Origin of the sequence: Ruegeria atlantica (genome assembly GCF_013032505.1) — a bacterium.
GTDB classification, from domain to species: domain Bacteria; phylum Pseudomonadota; class Alphaproteobacteria; order Rhodobacterales; family Rhodobacteraceae; genus Ruegeria; species Ruegeria atlantica_F.
Map to the genome: position 1 here is coordinate 1,285,717 of NZ_WQCG01000001.1, position 21,844 is coordinate 1,307,560.

The 21,844-nt window shown below is 56.9% G+C and carries 20 protein-coding genes; 7 read left to right on the top strand and 13 right to left on the bottom strand.

Annotated elements, in window-relative coordinates:
* Nucleotides 1-15: 15 nt before the first annotated feature.
* The gene (locus GOW92_RS06305) at nt 16-732 is read left to right on the top strand and encodes a response regulator (RefSeq protein ID WP_170558938.1); all 717 of its coding nucleotides are present in this window, start codon (nt 16-18) and stop codon (nt 730-732) included.
* A 246-nt stretch (nt 733-978) separates the two neighbouring features.
* Here the strand turns inward: GOW92_RS06305 and aspS are convergent, their stop codons facing one another.
* From aspS to GOW92_RS06325, 4 genes are all read right to left on the bottom strand, one after another.
* Nucleotides 979-2,754, bottom strand: coding sequence for an aspartate--tRNA ligase (gene aspS, locus GOW92_RS06310; RefSeq protein ID WP_170558940.1), 1,776 nt, complete (start codon nt 2,752-2,754; stop codon nt 979-981).
* A gap of 78 nt (nt 2,755-2,832) precedes the next feature.
* Nucleotides 2,833-3,504, bottom strand: coding sequence for a CPBP family intramembrane glutamic endopeptidase (locus GOW92_RS06315; RefSeq protein ID WP_368040254.1), 672 nt, complete (start codon nt 3,502-3,504; stop codon nt 2,833-2,835).
* Complete coding sequence (locus tag GOW92_RS06320) at nt 3,501-4,148, bottom strand: aminotransferase class IV family protein (RefSeq protein WP_170558942.1); 648 nt, start codon at nt 4,146-4,148, stop codon at nt 3,501-3,503. Before GOW92_RS06320 ends, GOW92_RS06315 begins: the two co-directional genes overlap by 4 nt.
* Nucleotides 4,103-5,230 (bottom strand): aminodeoxychorismate synthase component I, encoded by a 1,128-nt coding sequence (locus GOW92_RS06325; protein ID WP_170558944.1) that lies wholly within the window; start codon nt 5,228-5,230, stop codon nt 4,103-4,105. Before GOW92_RS06325 ends, GOW92_RS06320 begins: the two co-directional genes overlap by 46 nt.
* 178 nt (nt 5,231-5,408) lie before the next feature.
* On the opposite strand from GOW92_RS06325, the gene carB reads away from it, so the two are divergent.
* The 3 genes from carB (at nt 5,409) to GOW92_RS06340 (ending at nt 10,650) form a co-directional block, all read left to right on the top strand.
* Nucleotides 5,409-8,753 (top strand): carbamoyl-phosphate synthase large subunit, encoded by a 3,345-nt coding sequence (gene carB, locus GOW92_RS06330; RefSeq protein WP_170558946.1) that lies wholly within the window; start codon nt 5,409-5,411, stop codon nt 8,751-8,753.
* Nucleotides 8,754-9,007: 254 nt separating this feature from the next.
* On the top strand, nt 9,008-9,418 hold the full coding sequence (locus tag GOW92_RS06335) for a VOC family protein (RefSeq protein ID WP_170558948.1): 411 nt from the start codon (nt 9,008-9,010) through the stop codon (nt 9,416-9,418).
* A gap of 83 nt (nt 9,419-9,501) precedes the next feature.
* A complete protein-coding gene (locus tag GOW92_RS06340) occupies nt 9,502-10,650 on the top strand; it encodes a hypothetical protein (RefSeq protein WP_170558950.1) in 1,149 nt (382 codons plus the stop codon).
* Nucleotides 10,651-10,668: 18 nt separating this feature from the next.
* Here GOW92_RS06340 and GOW92_RS06345 read toward each other — a convergent pair whose 3' ends face one another.
* From GOW92_RS06345 to GOW92_RS06355, 3 genes are read right to left on the bottom strand one after another with little or no spacing between them, the layout of a single operon-like run.
* Nucleotides 10,669-13,716 (bottom strand): efflux RND transporter permease subunit, encoded by a 3,048-nt coding sequence (locus GOW92_RS06345; RefSeq protein ID WP_170558952.1) that lies wholly within the window; start codon nt 13,714-13,716, stop codon nt 10,669-10,671.
* An 11-nt stretch (nt 13,717-13,727) separates the two neighbouring features.
* Nucleotides 13,728-14,765, bottom strand: a complete 1,038-nt coding sequence (locus GOW92_RS06350) for an efflux RND transporter periplasmic adaptor subunit (RefSeq protein WP_170558954.1) — start codon at nt 14,763-14,765, stop codon at nt 13,728-13,730.
* On the bottom strand, nt 14,762-15,241 hold the full coding sequence (locus tag GOW92_RS06355; RefSeq protein WP_254452905.1) for a MarR family winged helix-turn-helix transcriptional regulator: 480 nt from the start codon (nt 15,239-15,241) through the stop codon (nt 14,762-14,764). The genes GOW92_RS06350 and GOW92_RS06355 overlap by 4 nt, the downstream gene beginning before the upstream one ends.
* Nucleotides 15,242-15,397: 156 nt before the next feature.
* Between GOW92_RS06355 and GOW92_RS06360 the strand changes: the two genes are divergently transcribed.
* Nucleotides 15,398-16,522 (top strand): beta-ketoacyl-ACP synthase III, encoded by a 1,125-nt coding sequence (locus GOW92_RS06360; RefSeq protein WP_170558956.1) that lies wholly within the window; start codon nt 15,398-15,400, stop codon nt 16,520-16,522.
* An 88-nt stretch (nt 16,523-16,610) separates the two neighbouring features.
* Nucleotides 16,611-17,120, top strand: coding sequence for a GNAT family N-acetyltransferase (locus GOW92_RS06365; RefSeq protein WP_170558958.1), 510 nt, complete (start codon nt 16,611-16,613; stop codon nt 17,118-17,120).
* Nucleotides 17,121-17,220: 100 nt separating this feature from the next.
* Here GOW92_RS06365 and GOW92_RS06370 read toward each other — a convergent pair whose 3' ends face one another.
* Nucleotides 17,221-17,682 (bottom strand): hypothetical protein, encoded by a 462-nt coding sequence (locus GOW92_RS06370; protein WP_170559388.1) that lies wholly within the window; start codon nt 17,680-17,682, stop codon nt 17,221-17,223.
* 356 nt (nt 17,683-18,038) lie between these two features.
* On the opposite strand from GOW92_RS06370, the gene GOW92_RS06375 reads away from it, so the two are divergent.
* Nucleotides 18,039-18,617 (top strand): thymidine kinase, encoded by a 579-nt coding sequence (locus tag GOW92_RS06375; RefSeq protein ID WP_170558960.1) that lies wholly within the window; start codon nt 18,039-18,041, stop codon nt 18,615-18,617.
* Here the strand turns inward: GOW92_RS06375 and GOW92_RS06380 are convergent.
* The 5 genes from GOW92_RS06380 to GOW92_RS06400 all read right to left on the bottom strand — a co-directional run bounded on the left by GOW92_RS06380 (nt 18,614) and on the right by GOW92_RS06400 (nt 21,809).
* A complete protein-coding gene (locus GOW92_RS06380) occupies nt 18,614-19,564 on the bottom strand; it encodes a 2-hydroxyacid dehydrogenase (RefSeq protein ID WP_170558962.1) in 951 nt (316 codons plus the stop codon). The two genes, GOW92_RS06375 and GOW92_RS06380, sit on opposite strands and share 4 nt — an antisense overlap.
* On the bottom strand, nt 19,564-19,902 hold the full coding sequence (locus GOW92_RS06385) for a tRNA-binding protein (protein ID WP_170558964.1): 339 nt from the start codon (nt 19,900-19,902) through the stop codon (nt 19,564-19,566). Before GOW92_RS06385 ends, GOW92_RS06380 begins: the two co-directional genes overlap by 1 nt.
* Nucleotides 19,895-20,710 (bottom strand): pyrroline-5-carboxylate reductase, encoded by an 816-nt coding sequence (gene proC / locus GOW92_RS06390; RefSeq protein WP_170558966.1) that lies wholly within the window; start codon nt 20,708-20,710, stop codon nt 19,895-19,897. Before proC ends, GOW92_RS06385 begins: the two co-directional genes overlap by 8 nt.
* 36 nt (nt 20,711-20,746) lie before the next feature.
* Nucleotides 20,747-21,247, bottom strand: a complete 501-nt coding sequence (locus GOW92_RS06395) for a YbjN domain-containing protein (protein ID WP_170558968.1) — start codon at nt 21,245-21,247, stop codon at nt 20,747-20,749.
* 313 nt (nt 21,248-21,560) lie between these two features.
* Nucleotides 21,561-21,809, bottom strand: coding sequence for an accessory factor UbiK family protein (locus tag GOW92_RS06400; protein WP_050604795.1), 249 nt, complete (start codon nt 21,807-21,809; stop codon nt 21,561-21,563).
* Nucleotides 21,810-21,844 lie beyond the last annotated feature (35 nt).

Consider the following 21,844-nt stretch of genomic DNA (forward strand, 5'->3'; position numbering starts at 1 on the left):
ATTAGGAGTTCCGCCATGGACGATTCGAGCCCCTTTGCCTCTCCCGCGCAGCCGACGGCCACGCGGCCCCTGCTGGGACAAACCATTTTGGTTGTGGAAGACAGCCGCTATGCCTGCGACGCTATTCGGCTTATGTGCCTGCACAGTGGTGCGCGTATCAGGCGGGCGGATTGCCTGCAATCGGCGCGGCGTCACCTTCAGATCTACCGCCCGTCTGTCATCATCGTGGATATGGGTCTGCCCGACGGGTCCGGTGCAGATCTGATCGCCGATCTGTCTGAAGCCACGCCCCGTATTGGGGCCATTCTTGGCATGTCGGGCGACGACCAAACGAAACGCGCCGCAATGCGGGCCGGTGCCGATGGTTTTTTGGCGAAACCCCTAAAATCTCTGGCCTATTTTCAGACGTCGATTCTGGAATGTCTGCCCGAAGACCGCCGCCCCAGCAGCCCACATGCAGTCCGGGATGAGGTGATTCATGCCGATCCGATGGCCTATCAGGATGACATGGCCCATATCGCCGACATTCTGGCCGGTCCGAATGATCAGCGCACGCTGGATTACGCGGCACAGTTTCTGCACGGGGTTGCCCGCGATGCCGAGGATACGGTTCTGGCAGAAGCTGCCCAGCGGCTTGCCGAATCCCGGGCTGACGGGACCCCAGTAACGGCTATAGCCGCTCAAGTCGCCGGAATTGTGCAGACCCGTTTGGAACAGCGCGAGGCGATTTGAGATGATGACCGCTTACTTCATAACCGCAACGATCCTGTGCCTTTGGATCTACTGGCAAACGCGCGCCACCGCCCGCGATATTCGATCGAGCCGGAAGTCATTTAGGGACCCATGGGAATAGGTCGCCGACAAACGGGCTAGGCGGATCTGTGAACAGTCATTGCTATAGGTCCACGACCGAGACATATGCACCAGCGCGAGCCATAAAAAAACCCGCTGCAGGGTAAGCAGCGGGTTTTGCTATTCTCAGTCCTGAGGGATGATCCGCAGGCCCAGCTCCATCATCTGATCCGAGGTCGGATCGGACGGTGCGTCCATCATTAGATCCTCGGCACGCTGGTTCATGGGGAACATCATGACCTCGCGGATGTTGGCTTCGTCGGCCAGCAACATCACGATACGGTCGATACCAGCGGCGCAGCCACCGTGCGGCGGCGCACCATAATGGAAGGCGTTGAACAGCGCCCCAAAACGGCTTTTCACTTCTTCTTCGCCGTATCCTGCCAGTTCAAAGGCTTTCAGCATGATTTCCGGCTTGTGGTTCCGGATCGCGCCCGACACCAGCTCATACCCGTTACAGGCGAGGTCGTACTGATAGCCACGCACGTCCAGAGGATTGCCGTCCAGAGCCTCCATTCCGCCCTGCGGCATCGAGAACGGGTTGTGTTCAAAGTCGATCGCGCCGGTTTCTTCGTCCTGCTCATAGATCGGAAAATCCACGATCCAGGCAAAGGCAAAGCGATCTTTCTCGGTCAGGTTCAGTTCCTCACCAATCACATCACGCGCCTTGCCAGCGACTTTTTCAAAGGCTTTCGGCTTACCACCTAGGAAGAATGCCGCATCGCCGACACCTAGCCCCAGTTGCTGACGGATCGCCTCGGTGCGTTCGGGGCCGATGTTTTTGGCCAGCGGTCCTGCGGCCTCCATCCCTTCGCCCTGATCGCGCCAGAAGATGTAGCCCATACCGGGCAGACCCTCTTTCTGGGCAAACGCGTTCATGCGGTCACAGAACTTGCGGCTGCCGCCGGTCGGCGCAGGGATGGCGCGGATTTCGGTGCCGTCCTGTTCCAACAGCTTCGCGAAAATCGCGAAGCCAGAGCCGCGGAAGTGGTCGGAGACCACTTGCATTTTAATAGGGTTCCGCAGGTCGGGCTTGTCGCTGCCGTACCACAGGGCCGCGTCCTTGTAGGAAATCTGCGGCCATTCCTGGTCGACCTTGCGGCCGCCACCGAACTCTTCGAACACACCGGTCAGAACCGGCTGGATCGTGTCGAACACGTCCTGCTGTTCGACAAACGACATCTCAAGATCAAGCTGGTAGAAATCAGTGGGCGAGCGATCGGCGCGCGGGTCTTCGTCGCGGAAGCAGGGCGCAATCTGGAAATACTTGTCGAAGCCCGACACCATGATCAGCTGTTTGAACTGCTGTGGCGCTTGCGGCAGCGCGTAAAACTTGCCCGGGTGCAGACGCGAGGGCACAAGGAAGTCGCGCGCGCCTTCCGGCGAAGAGGCGGTGATGATCGGTGTCTGATACTCGCGGAAGCCCTGATCCCACATGCGTTTGCGCATGGAAGAAACAACATCCGAGCGCAGCGTCATGTTCTGCTGCATCGCTTCGCGACGCAGGTCCAGATAGCGATAGCGCAGGCGCGTTTCCTCTGGGTATTCCTGATCGCCGAACACCATCAGCGGCAGTTCGTCGGCGGCACCCAGCACTTCCAGCTCACGCACGTAAACTTCAACCTCTCCGGTCGGAAGTTTCGGGTTCACCAGTTCCGGGTCACGCGCTTTTACGGTGCCGTCGATACGGATACACCACTCGGACCGAACACTTTCAAGCTCGGCAAAAGCTGCACTGTCGCCGTCGCAGAGAACCTGTGTCACCCCGAAATGGTCGCGCAGGTCGATGAACAGCACGCCGCCGTGATCTCGAACCCGATGCACCCAACCGGACAGGCGAACGGTTTCGCCAACATTGGCGGCGGTCAGTGCGGCGCAGGTGTGGCTGCGGTAGGCGTGCATGGATATATCCCTTCGGGCGCAGAATTCGTCGCGCCGATACACCCTGTCAGGCTTGGAAAGTCAAGGCAGGTCGCGCCGTCAAAACGGCCTTTGGACGTTACCGGAATAGAAATAGATGCCCAGACCGGCCGCAAAGATGATATTACCCGCGATTGCGTGCAACAGAACCGCATAGAAAAACGACCCGCGCTTGCGATATGCCCAAGTGAACAGCAGCCCACCGGCAAAGGTCATGATGGCGACGATCCAGCTCCAGTACATCAGGTGGGCCAGCGAAAACAGGGACGCGTTCAGAAGGTAAGCTGCTTTCCCGTTTGGCAGGATTGCTTGATAGCGGCGGAAGAACAGCGACCGGAACAACAGCTCTTGCGGCAGGGCGGAAGCAATCGGGTAAGCCAGCCAGATCACGGCCAGGAATTCGGGCCGGTAGAGAAGCATGCGAAATGCAACATCCGGTCTCGTTGCCAATACGATCGCCGTGCAAAACGCGGTCATAACAACAGTGAACACGGCGAGTTCGCGCCACGACCAGTTGCGCCAGTTGTACCGAAGTTCGGCCCAGGCAAAGCCCGGCGTGCAGTGGAGCAGGATGATTCCGATGGCCGTGAAAGTGAACAGCGACGGAAACATCCAGTTCGGAGGGAAGAAAACCGCGATCAGGACCGGCACTGCTATGAAAAACAGGCCGAATTCCAGCCGCAACCGAAAGTGCTGCGTCCCGTCATGCGCCCAATCACTTTGTTTGCTCACAATACCGCCAACTCCGCCCGGATCAGGCCACGCAAGGAATTCCCTACGAAAACTTTTTCCGCGTTTTGCAGATCGGTCAAGGACAAGACGCTTTCGGTAACCTGTTTATTATCAATCAGTTCTTCTCGCAGAATTCCCGGAAGCAAACCGCAGCTCAACTTCGGGGTCAGGCGGCGACCGTCCGGCATGTGCAGGAACAGGTTGGTGATGGTCCCTTCGCACAGTTCGTCACGTTCATTCAGAAACAGCATCTCATCGATTCCACCGGGCAACGACGCACGGGCTGTGTCGTAGACAGAGCGTTGGGTTGTCTTGTGCTGCAGCCAAACATCTGACGTCGAAAGCCGTGTATCCGTTACCGCGACCCGCCAAACCGGAGGGTTTTCGGCCAGCACTCCGGTTGTCACGTCATACGTTCCATCAACTGCCAGCGTCAGCCGGCACCGAAGGGGTGATTGCCCCGCGACAGAATCCAATGTCTTAAGGGCCGCGTCCCGATCGAATGGAATGTCCAGGGTTGCAGCCGATCGGGCCATGCGGGCCAGATGCCGCTCTTTGCGCCCGAACCCTTGCCCGGGTCGAAAGCCCAAAGTTTCGATCAGACGGAAGTCAGGGTCACTTGGCGGGCAAAGCGGGCTTTCCATAGCGCTTCCTCGTATTCGGATGGGGCCGTGCTGTCCCAGATGACGCCGCCGCCCACATTCAGGGTGGCCGAACCATCCTCGACCATCAGCGTCCGGATCGCCACGTTGAATTCTGAACGCCCATCAGGGGCGGCCCAGCCGATCGCACCACAATAGATGTCGCGCGGCCAAGGTTCGAGGTCGGACAAAATCTCCATCGCGCGGATTTTCGGCGCACCGGTGATCGAGCCGCACGGAAACAGCGCCATCAGGATATCCGACAGCTCGGCACCCATATGAAGCTGTGCCTGCACCAGCGAGATCATCTGATGCACGGTTGCGTAAGTTTCGACTTTGAACAGTTCGGGCACTTTGACGGATCCCGGCATCGCAACGCGACTGATATCGTTGCGCAAAAGGTCGACGATCATCAGGTTCTCGGCCCGGTTTTTTTCGTCAATGGCCAGGAACGCGCGGCGTCGGGTGTCCTCGGCCATGTCGTCGCTGCGGGGCTGAGTGCCCTTCATTGGGCGGGTTTCGATCCCTCGGTCCGCATTCGTACGAAAAAACAGCTCAGGCGAACGACTGAGCAGATCGGGCAATCCATCCTGCTGAATCAGTGCGCCGTGACCCACGGGCTGCTCGGCTGCCAGTGCAGCATAGAGTGCAGCGCTGTCGCCATCCACTTTCAAATCAATCGGGAATGTCAGGTTCGCCTGATAGATATCCCCTGCCCCAATGGCGTCGTGCACGTCTTGAAAAGCCCGCGTGTACCGCGCCTCATCCCAGCGCGGCTCAAAGCGGGTAAAACCACCGGATGGCGCGGGAAGCTCGCGTTGAGTCGGCCGATCAAAAACACCAAAGCACAACAAAGGCAGCCGACGGCCTGTTGGCATGCGATCCGCCAGGCGCGCCTCAAGCGCATATCCCATCTCATAGCTGGCATAACCGGCCAGCCATGCCCCTTGTGCACGTGCCTCGTCCAATGCCTCCATCGCCTGGGGCACGTCCTCCGCATTGTCCGCGCGGATCACTTCGGCTGGCCGGTCGAAACTGGTTCCGACCCCGACTGGCCCCTGATCAAACCGAATACGCAATTGCATCCTCAAATTCCTGTGCTGCGCGATATAGAGGATACGGCGGAGAGGGAAAGAGGTTAAAGCGGCAAATTCGTCCCTGTTTCCGATACCTCTTGAACCTTTTCGCGCGGTCCCTATAACGCAGGACAATTTGGGCGCTTGGGGTGCGCCCTGACTCGCGGACAATCGAAGGAACAAGGCCATGCCGAGAAGAACCGACATTCAGTCGATCATGATCATCGGGGCGGGCCCCATTGTTATCGGTCAGGCTTGCGAATTCGACTATTCCGGCGCTCAGGCCTGCAAGGCGCTGCGTGAAGAAGGATACCGGGTCATCCTGGTGAACTCAAACCCTGCAACCATCATGACCGATCCCGAATTGGCCGACGCGACTTATATCGAGCCGATCACGCCCGAGGTCGTTGCCAAGATCATAGAGAAAGAGCGCCCTGACGCCCTTCTGCCCACAATGGGTGGTCAGACTGGCTTGAACACCTCACTCGCGCTGGAAGAGATGGGTGTGCTGGACAAATTCGGTGTCGAAATGATCGGCGCCAAGCGCGACGCCATCGAAATGGCCGAAGACCGCGCCCTGTTCCGCGAAGCGATGGACCGGTTGGGCATCGAAAACCCCAAAGCCGAGATTGTAACCGCCCCGAAAGACGACAGCGGCAAGAAAGACCTTGATGCTGGCGTCGCGTTGGCCCTCGAAACTCTCGAAACTGTCGGTCTTCCGGCCATCATCCGCCCCGCCTTTACGCTGGGCGGCACCGGCGGCGGCGTGGCGTATAACCGTGAGGATTATATTCATATTTGCCGCACAGGCATGGATGCCTCGCCCGTTGGTCAGATCCTGATCGATGAAAGCCTGCTGGGTTGGAAAGAATACGAGATGGAGGTGGTGCGTGACACTGCGGACAACGCCATCATCGTCTGCTCCATCGAAAACGTCGACCCCATGGGTGTGCACACCGGCGACTCGATCACCGTTGCCCCTGCTCTGACGCTGACCGACAAAGAATACCAGATCATGCGCAATCACTCGATTGCTGTGTTACGTGAAATCGGTGTCGAAACTGGCGGATCAAACGTGCAATGGGCGATCAACCCGGTTGATGGCCGCATGGTCGTGATTGAGATGAACCCGCGCGTATCGCGATCTTCGGCGCTGGCGTCAAAGGCGACAGGTTTCCCGATTGCCAAGATCGCAGCCAAGCTGGCCGTGGGCTACACGCTGGACGAGCTGGACAACGACATCACCAAAGTCACACCGGCCTCGTTCGAGCCGACCATCGACTATGTCGTCACCAAGATCCCAAAATTCGCGTTCGAGAAATTCCCCGGCTCCGAACCCTACCTGACCACCGCGATGAAATCGGTAGGTGAGGCGATGTCCATCGGTCGCACCATCCACGAATCGATGCAAAAGGCGTTGGCCTCGATGGAATCGGGTCTGACAGGCTTTGATGAGATCGAAATCCCCGGCCTGAATGTCGGTGTCTGGGACGAGGCCGACGACAGGGCCGCCGTCATTAAGGCGATCAGCCAGCAGACACCCGACCGCCTGCGCACCATCGCACAAGCTATGCGGCATGGCCTGACCGATGACGAAATCTTTGGCGTCACTAAATTCGACCCGTGGTTCCTGGCCCGTATTCGCGAGATCATCGATGCCGAGCGTCAGGTGCGCAAGGATGGCCTGCCGGTGACCGAAGATGGCGTCCGCAAGCTCAAAATGCTGGGCTTCACTGACGCACGTTTGGGCAATCTGACCGGGCGTGACGAAGACAATGTCCGCCGAGCCCGACGGAACCTTGGTGTCAACGCCGTATTCAAACGCATCGACACCTGCGCTGCCGAGTTCGAAGCGCAAACGCCTTATATGTATTCGACCTATGAAGCCCCGATGATGGGCGAGGTTGAATGCGAGGCACGCCCGTCTGATCGTAAAAAGGTCGTCATCCTCGGCGGTGGTCCGAACCGGATCGGTCAAGGGATCGAGTTCGACTATTGCTGCTGTCACGCCTGCTTCGCGCTGACAGAGGCTGGTTATGAAACCATCATGATCAACTGCAACCCCGAGACCGTGTCGACCGACTATGACACCTCGGACCGGCTGTATTTCGAACCGTTAACCTTTGAGCACGTCATGGAAATCCTGACGAAGGAACAGGAAAACGGCAACTTGCACGGTGTGATCGTTCAGTACGGCGGTCAGACCCCTCTGAAACTGGCCAACGCGTTGGAATCAGAAGGCATTCCGATCCTCGGCACCACGCCGGACGCCATCGACCTGGCCGAAGACCGTGAACGGTTCCAGGCACTGGTCAATGATCTGGGCCTAAAACAGCCTAAGAATGGCATCGCATCCACCGACGAACAAGCGCTTGAAATTGCTGAAGATATCGGTTTCCCGCTGGTGATCCGCCCTTCTTACGTTCTGGGTGGTCGCGCTATGGAAATCGTACGCGATATGGATCAACTGAAACGCTACATCAACGAGGCGGTGGTCGTCTCGGGCGACAGCCCTGTGCTGCTGGATAGCTATCTGGCTGGTGCGGTTGAGCTGGACGTTGACGCTCTTTGTGATGGCACAGACGTTCACGTTGCAGGCATCATGCAGCACATCGAAGAAGCTGGCGTCCACTCGGGCGACTCGGCCTGTTCGCTGCCGCCCTATTCGCTGTCAAAAGAGATCATCGCGCAAATCAAGGACCAAGCATACAAACTGGCCAAAGCGTTGAACGTCGTCGGCCTGATGAATGTGCAGTTCGCGATCAAGGATGATGAAATCTACCTGATCGAAGTGAACCCACGCGCCTCGCGCACCGTGCCATTTGTCGCCAAGGCGACCGACAGCGCGATTGCATCCATCGCAGCCCGCGTCATGGCCGGCGAAAAACTCTCAAGCTTCCCTCAGCGCCCTGCGTATAAGGAAGGTCAGGACACTAAGATCGCCGACCAGATGACGCTGGCCGATCCGGACATGCCTTGGTTCTCGGTGAAAGAGGCCGTGTTGCCCTTTGCCCGTTTCCCTGGAGTTGACACGATTCTGGGCCCGGAAATGCGGTCGACCGGTGAGGTCATGGGTTGGGACCGCGACTTCCCTCGCGCCTTCCTGAAGGCGCAGATGGGCGCGGGTATGGTTCTGCCTTCTTCGGGCCGCGCGTTCATCTCGATCAAGGATGCCGACAAAGGTGCCGCAATGCTTGAGGCCGCTCAGGTCTTGACCGAACAAGGCTTTTCGCTTGTCGCGACACGTGGAACGCAAAGCTGGCTCGAGGAACAGGGCGTCGCCTGTGAGGTGGTCAACAAGGTTTACGAGGGCCGTCCGGACGTGGTCGACATGTTGAAAGACGGTCAGGTTCAGCTGCTGATGAACACCACCGAAGGGGCGCAGGCGGTCGAGGACAGCAAGGCTATCCGCTCCATCGCGCTTTACGACAAAATCCCGTACTATACGACTGCAGCCGCAAGCCACGCCGCCGCGCTGGCGATCAAGGCGCAGGCCGAAGGTGATGTAGAGGTTAAATCGCTGCAGGGCTGATCGGCCTTAACCTGCTTACATGACTGATCGTTTCGCGCGCCCGTTGACCTTGTGTCCTCGGGCGCGCATCGTTTCTGTGATCGAGCAGAAGGAAAATGACAAATGCGCAGGTTTTTGGTTTTTGCCGCAATGATGACGCTTGCAGCGTGTGACGTGCCCCTGGTCCCGTTGATCTAAGGCAACCTTCAGTGCTGTTTTTCTGTAACCCTCCGATATAAGGGCCTTGTGACACTGTCCCTAAAACGGGGGAATCCGTGCGCCTTTATGCCACCTATGGAACAAATGACCTACCGCGGGCCATAAAGTTCTATGACGCGATCTTTTCTGTCTTGGAACTGCCACGCCTTCCGGGATGGACCAAAGACCGCGCGGGTTGGGGAACCGAACCAGACGATGGGACCGGGTTCTGGATATGCGCGCCCTTTGACGGAAGCCCTGCCAAGGTTGGCAACGGGACGATGATCGCGTTCCCTGTCCAATGCGCCGCGAAAGTCAGACAGTTTCACGCTGTAGGCCTGGAACATGGTGGTACAGATGCGGGCGCTCCGGGTACAAGGGACTATTACACTCCTGATTTTTATGTCACCTATCTGCGTGACCCCGACGGGAACAAGCTGTCCTGTTTTTGCTATCACTACGACCCGGCAAAGGATCCGGGCGACTAACAAACCGCCGCAAGCAATACCGCTGCCCTGGCGATCAAAGCGTGAGGCGAAGTGAGATCACTAGAAGATTAAAGGCAACGACATTGACAGAGCAGAGCCATCCCGTTCTTGCCTCCAGCAGCCTGACGGAACTTGGGCTACGGCGCGAGATGAAACCGGGCCATACAGGCCCGGACTATACCGAACATGTCTACGACTATGACACGTTCTGGTATGACGCATTCTGGGACAGGGGCCGCCTGACGATCATCTGCCCCAAGCTGTTCGGCCTGTATGACGTTATCCGCGAAGGCCAGTTTTTACTGGATGGCAAACGGGTGGGCAAAGCTCGACTGAAACCGCATGAATTCTATGATGCCCTGATAATCCGGGAACCTGAAAAACCTGAAACACTGGCGTTCGAATGGGGTGGGTCACGGGTTGAATCTTCGGTGAATTCGGTCCCACAAGACTCGGCCCCTTTCACGGGTAAAAACGTGGCCGTCACCCTTTCACGCGACAACGATCTGACTTGGATCGAGGATTTCACTCGATACCATTGCCAGGTACACGGACTGGAGCAGATGTTGTTCTTCGACAATGCCTCTTCGCTATACGGTCTGGATGATATCCGCGCCGCGCTGAAGCGCGGCGGGATCAAAGACGCTGTCGTAGTGTCAGCCCCATCTCGCTTCGGCTTGGCGACGCACGACAAAAAGGGAAAACTCCGTTACAATACCGAGTTTTTGCAGACTTCCCTGTTAAATATCTCGCGCCTTCGCTTTCTCTCCGGGGCTCGCGCTGTTTTACAATGCGACATTGACGAATTGGTCTGGTGCAAAAACGGTGCGATTTTCGACCTCACTCGGAATCGACCATCAGGATTCATCCGTTTGGGTGTTGAATGGAGATATCCGGATACAACCCGCACCAAGGATTTCCGACATTCGGATCACATCTGTAAAGTACCTGGTGATAAATTGTGCAGAGCTAAGTACTGCATCGCGCCCTCGGGCCCGCTTTGGTTTACATCATGGCACATCCACACAATCGGCCTGCTCCGACAGCGAGGCAGCCTGATCGCTCCGAAGGACAACGGCGTCTGGCACTGCAAGGCGATCACGTCGAGCCCATGGCGTAGCTACGACAAGGATGCGCTGACCAACTGTGAGGTGGATCCTCAAACACAGGCTGCATTCGACCGCGTCAGCTGGTCAATAAACCCGGCCGGAAAAGACACCAGCCGGGTTTGAACGGTTTTCAGGTTTTACTTAGGCCGCTGCTGCTTTCGTCTCGCGTCTTTCATCCCGCGCGAAGAAGATCATGTAGAAAACCGGTGCGGCGACCATCGTCAGGATTGTCGCGAAGGCCAAGCCACCCATAATCGTCACCGCCATGGATTTGAAGAACGCATCCGTCAGCAATGGCGCCATGCCCAGAATTGTGGTGATCGCGGCCAGCATCACGGGGCGCAGACGCGAGACCGACGCCTCGATGATCGACACGCGCAGGCCCTTGCCGGTTTCGCGGACCAGATCGATCTCCTCGACCAGTACGATGCCGTTCTTGATTAGCATCCCCGACAGGCTGAGCAGCCCCAGCAGCGCCGTGAAAGTGAACGGAAGACCCGTGCCCAACAACCCGATTACCACGCCATTTACGGACATCGGCACCAGCAACCAGATGATAATCGGCTGACGGACGGCGTTGAAGATCAATACCGAAATCAGCACCATGATCAGCAGGCTTACCGGCAACTGACGGCCCAGGCTTTCGTTGGCGTCACCCGCGTTTTCAAACTCACCGCCCCACTCCATGCGATAACCGGCGGGCAGTTCCATCTCTTCGATTACAGCGCGTACTTCCGAGTGGACCTGAGCTGCCGTCAGGCCAGCAGGAATTTCGGCCCCGACCGTTATGGTCAGCACCCTGTCGCGGCGGTGAACCAGCGTATTGAGCGATTGGTATTCAAACCCGTCGACCATCTGTTCGATTGGAACAAATCTGTTTGACTGATCCGAATAAACGACCTGGTCAACGATCGAGTAATCTCCGTCCGCAGGGCGGCGAATAATGATCGGGATCAGGCGGTCGCGTTCACGGAAGACACCCGCCCTGACACCATCGGTCGAGAATTGCAGCGTTCCGGCGATATCCTCACGGGTCACCCCAGCTGTCTGCGCCCGTTCGGTTGCATAGATAGGCTGAACAGCCAGCTCTTTTTCACGCCAGTCGTGGTGAACATGCAGGGCATTCTCAGAAGCCGCGCGCATTCGCACGATCGCTTCATCCGCAAGCTGCCGCAGAACCGCCGGATCACTGCCCGAGAACCGCGCCTGAATCGGATCACCGCCTCCTGGGCCAAAGATCAGACGTTTGGTGCGGAACTCACCTTCGGGGAATTGCGCCGAGCCAAACGCCTCAAGATCCGCCTGCAATGCAGGGATGTCATCCAGAGTTTCGGTGCGGATGATCATGTGACCATAACTGGGGTTCGGTTTCTCTGCCGAGTAGGTCAGCAAGAACCGGGTTGCGCCCTGCCCCACAAATGTGGTGACGGCGACCACGTCTTCGCGGTTATCCAGCCATTCCTCAAATACGGCCATGTCCTCAGCCGTCCGCGCGATAGGCGTACCTTGCGGCAGCTTGTAGTGCACGAAGAACAGCGGCGTATTCGAATCCGGAAAGAACTGCTGCTTAACCAGACCGAACCCGGCGAAGCAGGCAAAAGTGACGCCAACCAGCCCGGCGACGACCAGCCAGCGGAACCGCAACGCCCAGCGCAAAATCGTGCCGTAGACACGGAACATGATCCCGCCATAGGCATCTACGGCCCCTTCCTCGCCCTGTTTAAAGAAATAGTGGCCAAGCAACGGGGTCACCGTCAGGGCAAGTACCCAGCTCAGCAACAGCGAAATACCGATCACCGCAAACAGGGAGAACAAGAACTCGCCCGTCGCATCGGGGCTAAGACCGATCCCAGCAAAAGCCATGATCCCGATTACCGTCGCGCCCAACAACGGGATTTGCGTCTTGGACGCAGCCTCATCCGCTGCATCGCGCGAGTTCTTTCCGCGCAGCATGGCGATCTGCATGCCCTCGGCAACAACGATGGCGTTATCCACCAGCATACCCATCGCGATGATCAGCGCGCCCAGCGAGATCCGCTCCATCTCGATCGAGAACATCGACATGAACAGAAGCGTTCCCACCACGGTCAACAAAAGGGTCGAACCAACGACAATAGCCGCGCGCCACCCCATGAAAACCGCCAGCACAATGACCACGATGGTCACAGACATGGCGAGGTTCACCAGAAAGTCGTTTGAGGCCTGTTCCACCACCACGTGCTGTTGGTAGATCGGCAAAATTTCGACGCCAAAGGGGATTTGCGAATCCAGCTCGGCGAATTTTGCATCCGCGCGTTTGCCTACCTCGACAATGTTTTCGGTGGACAGGCCCGCAATGCCCAATGTGAAGGCTTCAGTCCCGTTAAACCGGATCATCACATCTGGGTCGGTCTGGCGGCCACGGTACACGTCGGACATATCAAAAAGGTTGATCACCTGCCCTTGAGAGCCGACCGACAATCCCGCAATCGCTGAAACACTGTCCGACCCTTCGGCGGTCAGAATCGTTGTACGGTCATTTTCTGACCGAACCGACCCCGAAGCATTCACCGAATCCGCATTGGCAATGGCCTCGTTAATGGACTGGAGCGGCACGTTCTGATTCACCGAAATGGCTAGATCGGGTTCCACAAAAATCGCCTCTTGTGGCAACCCCATCACTTCTACGTCTGCCACGCCGTCGACGGTCAGTAGTTCGCGCCGCAAGAAGGTGGACAGTTCGTGTTTTTCGGCATCTGAAAACCCGTCCGCCGTTACCGCATAGAACAGCCCAAAAACGTCGCCGAACCTGTCATTGACCAATGGCTGCTGCACTCCAGACGGCAGGCTGCGGGCCGTATCACGCACTTTGGCGCGCAGTTTGGTCCAGATTTCGGGCAGTTCGGTTCCGTCATATGTCGATTGGATCTCGACTTCGATCAGCGAAAGACCGGGCTGGTTCACGGATGTGATGGTTTCAATTTCGCCCATTTGCTGGATAGCGGATTCCAGAGGCTCTGAGACCTCCAGCGCTACTTGTTCCGCGGTTGCGCCGGGGTACTGTGTGGCGATCACCGCGTTCTTGATGGTGAAAGCCGGATCTTCCAGACGTCCCAACGAAAGGAACCCCCAGACGCCACCAAACAAAGCGATCAGGATGATCAGCCAAGTATAGATCGGACGATCAATGGATGCGCGCGCAATGTTCATCGATACGCCTTTCAGTTTGCAAAGCCGGCAAAGCGGCGAACGGCCTGACCATCTGCCAGGGTGCCGCCACCCGCGACGACGATCTCATCGCCGTCCTTCAAACCGGTCAGAACGCGAACTTCGCCGGTCTGAGTGGGTTCTATGGTAACCGGCACAAGTGTGACGGCGCCTTCATCAGCACCAACCGGCGAAAACACCATTACGCCCAGACCACCTTCGGCGTCTGCTATGATGGCGGTGGCCGGCACAACGATACCTGTGCGGGTGTCCTGAACCTTTACGTTCACCGTCACCGACGAACCCGGCAAAATCTGCAAACCTTCGGGTGGGGTAAGACCAAACTGGATACGGAACGTCTGACCCACGCTCGAGGTTTCCGCGTCAAATTCTCGGATCTGTAGCGGGAAGACCTCGTCGCTGGTGGGGAACTTCGCGGTGATCGTGATGTCATCTTCCTGACCCGAGCGTTGGAACAGGATTTCAGGAACGTCCACTTCGATCCGCAGTTCGGACATGTCGTGGATACGCACGATGGGCGCCCCCGCGTTTACAGTCGTAAAAGACTCGACCGTTCGCCGAGATACCAATGCATCAAAAGGCGCAGTCAGCGTGGCGTGCTCCAAATCATATTCGGCATCGCGGACGGCAATATCCGCCAGTTGCGCTTCGGTTTCCGCGTCGTCCACCGCAACCTGGCTGGCCGTTGATCCGCGCAGGCGGGAAAGACGAGCGACGGTACGATCCGCTTGATCTTTTTGCAGGACAGCCCGGTCATAGCGGCGCTGGAACGGTTCCTGATCGAGTTGGGCAATCAGTTCACCTTTGGGAATCACAAACCCCTCGGTCACGGGCATTTCGACAATTTGGCCGGAAACCTGAAAGGCCAGATCAACCGTCTGCCGCGCAGCGACGCGGCCAAAGAACTGGCGTGAAAAGCCGGGCGAGGTCTCTTTGACCACCATCAGTTTCACGGGCTTAGCGATATCCTGCGCCAGCGCAGAGGTTGCAAACACGGTCAGAGCAACGCTCAGTACAGAGAAGAGCTTCATTTCTTCAATCCCTCAGGAATTCCTGTTTTCATTATGTTTTCCCGGATCTTCCGGGCCAGTCGTGCAAATTCGGCGGTTTCTTCCGCATCCAGCCCCGAGGCACGGCGGAACAGATCCCCCGCTTCGGACATCAGAACCTGACGCATCTCATTTCCCTTGTCGGTCAGAACCAACAACCATGCCCGACGGTCTTCCGGATCGCGCTGACGGGTCAGATACCCTGCCTTCTCGAGCGCATCAGCGGTCGAAGTGATGGTGGAAGGAACTGTCAGCATGTCCGCAGCTAAAACGCCCATGCGCTTGGGTCGTTCCAGTTTGACCATCATGTGGCATTCCTGATGGCTCAACTCGACCTCAAGGGCGTCAAAGCTCTCTTCCAGTTTCCAGTAGAGCGCATAGACACCCATCATCGCCTGCACTTCGGGGCTGAGACGGCGGATCAGTGCACTGTCATCATAGGTCATCGGCGAATCCATCTGCGATTTCAGCCCCGCATATACTTCGAAATATGAACTATTCAAGAAGTGAAGCGGATTTCGGCGCGAAGATTGAGGTTCCCTTGGGTCAACCTCTCTTGATCTAACCCCTATATGACTGCATTTTGTGCAAATCCGAAACATTCAGGTCTTATCATGTACACGCCCGCGATCACCGGCTCAGGTGTTTTCACCCCAGAAAACGTCATTACAAACGCCGAACTTGTCACGGCCTTCAACGCCTACGCCGACAAGATAAACGCCCAAAACGCAGGCGCGATTGCGGAGGGCGAGGTGGAACCGATGCAGCATTCGTCGGAAGAATTCATCGTCAAGGCATCGGGCATCGAAAAGCGGTACGTAATGGACAAGGACGGTGTTCTGGACCCTGATGTGATGCACCCCCTTCTGCGTCAACGCAGTGATGATGAGCCGGGCATTATGACCGAAATGGCCGTGGATGCCTGCCAAAAGGCACTGGAACAGGCCGGGCGTACTGCCGAAGACGTTGATCTGGTTATCTGTGCCGCCTCGAACCACGAACGCGCCTATCCTGCGGTTGCTATCGAGATACAGCAGGCACTTGGAATCAACGGATTCGGGTTTGACATGAACGTCGCATGTTCTTCAGCCACATTCGGAATTCAGGCCGCTGCGGACATGGTTCGCTCTGGTTCGGTCCGCGCCGCATTGGTGGTCAACCCCGAGATTTGTTCCGGCCATCTGGAATGGCGTGACCGCGATTGCCATTTCATCTTTGGCGACGTGGCCACCGCCACCCTGATCGAACGGGTGGAAGACGCAAAGGGTCCGCATTTCGAAATCCTTTCGACCCGTTGCGCGACCGAGTTTTCAAACAATATTCGCAATAACAACGGCTTCCTGCGCCGCTCGCGTCCTGACGGAGTGGTCGATCGCCGTGACATGCAGTTCATGCAAAACGGCCGCAAGGTGTTCAAGGAGGTGCTGCCTATGGTGAGCAAGCATATCTCGGATCACATGGACGCGGAGGGCATACACAGCGATGACCTGAAACGCCTGTGGCTGCACCAGGCCAACAAGACGATGAATGATTTCATCGGCAAAAAGGTTCTGGGTCGTGAGCCGGAGCAGGGCGAACAACCCAACATCCTTCAGGACTATGCAAACACGTCTTCGGCCGGATCAATCATCGCGTTCTCAAAATATTCAGATGATCTTTCAGACGGTGACGTCGGGCTGATCTGTTCTTTCGGAGCGGGCTACTCGGTGGGTTCAGTGATCGTTAAGCGGCACGGGTAATATACTGATGCAGCGAAAGCTGCACCGCCTCTGGGTGCACTCCAGGTTTTGGCATTGACCCAGACTTGCAAGCTGTCATCTGTCGTCCATGACATTACGCAGGCCAAAAATAACAGATGCATCCAGCATTGCCGCAATTTCGATTGAGGTGTGGGTGGGCACTTATCTGAAGCGCGGCGTAAGTGCCTTTTTTGCGGACTATGCGCTGGAAGAGTTCCAGCCATCGAATATCGAGAAACTCATACTCGATCCCACTCAGTTCATCATCGCCTCGGAAAATGAGGAAGGGATCGACGGGTTCATACGTGTTTCCTCTGGAAGCATAGCGCCGGTGCCCGGCTGCTCAGAATTTGAAATCGCTACTTTCTACGTACAGCCGCGTCACCAGGGAAAGGGGATTGGCAAACGTTTGTTGAACGCGGCGCTACAATTCTGCCGTGACCAACAGGCCGCTTCAGTTTGGCTTGCGACGAACGCTGAAAACGACCCGGCTATCGCTTTCTACCTTGCGCAGGGATTCGATCATGTCGGAGAGACCCATTTTCGGATCGAAAACCAAAAGTACCTGAACAACGTGTATTCGGTTCACTTGGCTTGATTCAGCAAAAAATTCGCAGCGGACTTTATGCCGCTACGCGGTAGGCAACAATTCCCTCGAAACTGACCGCCCAAAATTACTGGTGATTTGCTTAGGAACCTCAGCTTACGCTTTCCTCTTCCAGATGCAGTTTCATGTCCAGAAGGACTTGTTGCAGCTGGCTGGTTTCCCTCAACAGGCGCTTGGCCTCGTTCACCGTAATGATACCGTCCTCGATTGCCGACTGATACTCGGTCATCAACATCGCAAAACGCTGGCTCAGCGCGATCACGTCTGAATTCACGCCACCGGTGCGGGGGCTGTCGTCATTGCGGCCGTCATAAGACAGAGTGATATTTTTCAGGTCGGCCAGCGCCGAGGTGACGTGAGGGAAGTTCGACACAGCCTCCAGTCTTGCCACTGCATCCACTGGCATGAACCTGTCAGCATGTTCCGTATTGTCAGAATAGTAACGGCCCAATGTGGCTTTGGATTTGCCTGTAATCTCGCATGCGGATTCGATTCCGACATCCTTGACCAGCGCTTCAGTATGTTTTTTCAGGTAGGCCCCGATATCTGCCATATTTTTACCTTTACTGCCTGCACGCCCCACTAAATCTGCCATTGCGGGGGAAAGGAAAAAGAAATTTCCCATACTCGATTCATAATTGAAATGTCATATGTTGGCTATCCCTCAGATAAGCAGGGGTTTTGTGAGTGAGTGGGGGCATTTCATGCCAGTAATGAGTGATTGCGGGTCGGTTTTCTTGTCCCGCTACGGTTAGGCCGCATGTTGGCCGATGGCGTCGCTGTTGTTGAGGCGGGGGGATCCATCCCCAATGGGCTTACGCTCGACCTCTGCAACAATAACGGCGACGTCGCTTATTCAAGCGCTTTTGATGGCTTGCCCGGATAAGACAGGCGTTTTAGACCCGGGTCATGGCAAAACTATACTTCAATTATTCGACAATGAACGCGGGTAAGTCGACCGTGTTACTGCAAGCTTCGCACAACTACCGTGAGAGGGGCATGGACACCTATCTAATGACCGCAGCCTTGGACGGCCGGGCCGGTGTCGGCAAGATCGCCTCGCGCATCGGAATCTCGGCTGATGCGGACACGTTCGCAGCTGAAAACGACGTCTTCGCGATGATTGAACAGCGCTTGAAAAAAGGGAACGTCACCTGCGTTTTTGTGGATGAGGCGCAATTTCTGACCGAAGAACAAGTCTGGCAGCTTGCGCGCGCGGTGGATGACCTTGGAGTTCCCGTCCTTGCCTATGGCTTGCGCGTAGATTTTCAGGGCCGCCTGTTTCCCGGCTCAGCTGCCCTGCTGGCCCTGGCCGACGAAATGCGCGAAGTGCGGACCATTTGTGAATGCGGGCGCAAGGCCACGATGGTCATCCGCCAGGACGAAAACGGCAACGCCATCACTGAGGGCGCACAAGTGCAGATTGGCGGCAATGAAACCTATGTTTCGCTTTGCCGCAAACACTGGCGTGAAGCCGTCGGGCGCTAGACCGGGTTCGGCAATGGGCGACCTGCAACATATGCCGCGACATTATCCAGCGCCAATTGCCCCATATCAGTACGCACCTCTTCTGTCGCTGTGCCGAGATGCGGCAGTATCGTCACATTCTCCATATCGCGCAGGGCCTGCGGAACAGCGGGTTCGAACTCATACACGTCAAGGCCGGCCCCAGCGAGCTGACCGGCTTGCAGGGCGGCGATCAAGGCGGATTCGTCCACGACTTCTCCGCGCGCAATATTGATGAGGATACCCGAGGGTTTCATCGCCTCTAGCACGTGTGCATTAATGAGGTGGCGCGTTTCTGCTCCACCCGGAACGGCGAGCACCAGGAAGTCTACCACAGACGCCAATTCTTTCAGGTCCGGGATATTCTCGGCGGGAAACTCCACTTCTTTCGGGCTGCGCGACTGGTAGACCACGTCCATCCCGAAACCAAAATGACAGCGCCAGGCAATAGCCTGACCAATTCGGCCCATCCCGACGATTCCAACGCGTTTTCCGGTCACGTGATGACCCAGCATTTGCGTCGGATGCCAGCCCTGCCAGTTTCCGGAACGCACCAGCCTTTCACCCTCGCCTGCGCGGCGCGCCGTCGACAGAAGCAAGGACATTGCGATGTCAGCCGTGGCATCGGTAACAGCACCAGGGGTGTTAGTGACTTCAATCCCTGCCGCCCGCGCGGCTGCAACGTCAATATGGTTGTAACCCACACCGAAATTGGCCAGCAATTTGCAGCGCAGTTGCGGAACCTCAGCAAAAACCTTAGCCGAAAACTGATCGCCCAGAGTCGGCACAACCACGTCGAACTCAGTCAAGGCGCGCAGCATTTCCTCGGGCGACATGGGCAAAGTGCTGCTGCGAATCTCAACGTCAAACTCGGTTCGGGCACGTGATTCGACGGCAATGGTCATCGGGCGCGCAATCAGCAATTTCATCAGTGCATCCTTCCACCGACGGGAACTTCATCATCCGGTCCGATAAGGACGATCTCGCCCTTCTCATCTGGCAAGCCCAGGACCAAAACCTCGGACATGAACTTGCCAATCTGGCGCGGCGGGAAATTGACAACGGCCATCACCTGCTTGCCCACTAGCGTCGCAGGATCGTAATGCGCCGTTATCTGGGCCGAGGTTCTGCGCTCGCCAATTTCATCACCAAAGTCGATCCACATCTTGATCGCGGGCTTGCGGGCCTCGGGGTACGGTTCGGCGCGCAGGACCTTGCCGACCCGAATGTCGACTTTCAGAAAGTCGTCGAAAGAAATCTCACTCACGGGACAGCTCCTTGGATCGGTCGGTTGCGGCCTTAACGGCGCGGTGCAGCAGATCGGGGAAACCTTCTTCCTCATGCATCAGCACTTCAAGCGCAGCTTGCGTTGTACCGTTGGGAGAGGTCACGTTTACGCGCAATTGCGAGGGATCTTCTTCAGCGGCCATAGCAAGGGCCCCTGCCCCGGCGACGGTGGATTTGGCCAGCTTCATCGCCAATTCATGGCTCAGGCCCTGCGCTTGTCCGGCAGCTGCCAGCGTTTCGATCAAGTGGAAGACGTAAGCTGGCCCCGAACCGCTGAGGCCCGTCACAGCGTCCATCTGCGCCTCATCATCCAGACGAACTGTGTCTCCGATTGCGGACAATAGGTTTTCCGCCAAGGCAACATCGGCGGCTGAAGCAGTCGAATTGCCGATCAACGCAGTAATTCCCTGACGGATGGCAGCCGGTGTGTTCGGCATCGCCCGCACGATAGGTGTGCCATCGCCCAACGCATCCTCAAACGTAGCAATTGAAGTACCCGCAGCGACTGAGACGAACAGGCTGCGGCCTCCACCCAGCGCCTTGATTGCCGGCAGCGCCTCGCCCATCATCTGAGGTTTTACGGCCACCAGTACAACCGCCGGGGCCTCGGGCAACGGAGTGTTGATATTGACGCCTAGCGACTTCAACCAATCAGATGGATAAGGGTCGATCACCCAGACGGCTGACGCAGGAAGGCCATGCTCCAACCACCCGGCGAGCATGGCCGATCCCATCTTGCCGCACCCCAGAAGAACAAGCCCCTGCTCAGCGACGCGTGACATGTCCATAATTGCCCCTTCCCTTATCCGGTTTGGGGCAAAGCTTTACGCGCGGCCGTAGGCCTCTGCAATGGCGACCTGCATCGCGTCCTCGGGATCGCGGTTGCCCCAGGTGACCAACTGGATCGCTGGGTAATAACGCTCAGCGCTCAGCACCGCTGCGGTGATCATTGTGTCGATCTGTTCTGGGCTGGCCATTTGGCCGCCGGTCAAAACCAGTCCGTACCGGTAAACCATAAGCTTTTGATTAGCCCAGTAGGTAAACGCACCGGCCCAGCACTGATCGTTCATCTTGTTGAGCAGCTCATAAAGCTCATTCGTGCGTTCGGATGGCGGGTCCATTTCGAAAGAGCACACCATGCGGAGTGTTTCGTCATAATTGGACCAAGCCAGGGTGATCGAGTATGTGCGCCACTGCCCCTCAACAGCCATAGCTATCTGATCATCCCCGATCCGGTCGAAATCCCAATCATGGTGTTCGGCAAGATGTTCAACAATGTCGATTGGATGAAGGTCTTCTTCGAGAAACTGTTCGGAAAGGGCCATAATGCCACCTCACTAATCTCTAGCCTTTTAGGGGCTGGCAGCGCCCCAGCGCTAGTTGCTTGCTCTACAAGCCGGGCTTCCCCAGTCTGCCTGTACTAGATATGGTGCGCCGCGGGCAGGGTTCTGGCAACCCTATTTGTTGGGGATAACAGCAATAAGTTGTGGACAGTAGGCAACGGCGATCAAAATATTGGCCGCTCACACAGCTTTGTCTTGATTAAATTCAGCAAGACGTCAGAATACACATCACCGCACAATCCAATGCCGGATTGCGCGGCGGTTTTCTTTTCTCAAAATTTCGGGTTTGCGGAACTTATTTGTCCAGCTTGGCTTCAAGCGCGGCAATGCGCGCCTCAAGTGCGGCGTTTTCTTCACGCGCTTTCTGCGCCATGGCACGCACGGCATCAAATTCCTCACGCGTGACGAAATCGCGGTCAGCCAGCCAGCGATCGATCATCGACTTCATCGCATTCTCGGCCTCTTCCCGCGCGCCTTGCGCCACGCCCATAGCATTGGTCATCAGCTGGGAAACGTCATCAAGAATCTTATTACGGGTTTGCATGGCTTTACTCCGGTATCGCGGTTGGTCTCTATATG